Origin of the sequence: Natrinema pallidum DSM 3751, from assembly GCF_000337615.1 — an archaeon.
GTDB lineage: Archaea > Halobacteriota > Halobacteria > Halobacteriales > Natrialbaceae > Natrinema > Natrinema pallidum.
Genome location: NZ_AOII01000096.1, coordinates 1 through 740, shown reverse-complemented (window position 1 = coordinate 740; position 740 = coordinate 1). Strand labels below are relative to the sequence as shown.

1 protein-coding gene and 1 pseudogene are annotated in these 740 nt (G+C 63.4%); both read right to left on the bottom strand.

Annotated elements, in window-relative coordinates; genetic code table 11:
* Window positions 1-36: 36 nt before the first annotated feature.
* Window positions 37-321, bottom strand: a complete 285-nt coding sequence (locus C487_RS16730) for a hypothetical protein (protein ID WP_006187012.1) — start codon at window positions 319-321, stop codon at window positions 37-39.
* A pseudogene (locus C487_RS20705) lies at window positions 308-740 on the bottom strand (hypothetical protein); the annotation flags it as partial. The pseudogene C487_RS20705 and the gene C487_RS16730, both read right to left, overlap by 14 nt.

Genomic DNA, 740 nt, shown 5'->3' with positions numbered 1-740 from the left:
CCTCCCCGTCGAGGTAATCGATCTTGTACGGCATCGTTATGCCGAGTCTGAGTCCGTGTCTTCAGTCTCGGTTTCGAGGGCACGGACGTGCTCCTCCAACGCAGCGAGGCGGATCTCCTGTTCGAGTGCGATGGAGAACAGCACCGGATACATCGGCTCGACATGGTTGAGTTGGCCGCCGGCGTCGGCGTGGTCGCGGGCGTACGTCAGCAATTGGTCGAAGTGTTCCTGGTCCTGATGCCGGAGTGCGCGGCGATACTCCTGCCACTCGTCTTCGAGTCCGCGAAGCACGTTTCGGAACGTCGGATTAGTTCGTCCCATATGCCACCCCAGTAGTCGCCTCGGAGTCGTCGAGGCTGACGGCGTGAACGGGCTGGCGGGCTTCCAGAACGCGCTCCCAGAAGGCGAGCGTCGTTTGCACCATCCCGTTCCCGACGGGGTAGACGAGCGTCTCGAACTCGTCGCTCGTAAACCGTGGTCCGTATTGAGTGTCGGTGACCTCGATCACGGCGTCGGCAGCCGTGGCGATGGGCGCGCTGAACTCGTCGTCTCGCGTTCGTGTGAGCACCACTGGGACGTCGTTGCGACGCGCAACGCCCGCGAGTTTGGCGACAGCCCGAACGGGAAGGGTGGACGCCTGCTTCGTCGAGAGATTCCCGTCTGGATTGCGATAGAGACCATCCAGCGCCGGCGCGACGACCAGCGGTGACTCCGTGTCGGCAGTAACTCCGTCGGCGAGG

Excerpts from the sequence above, each read along its gene's own strand:
- C487_RS16730 (WP_006187012.1), bottom strand. The coding sequence starts at position 321 with ATGGGACGAACTAATCCGACGTTCCGAAACGTGCTTCGCGGACTCGAA.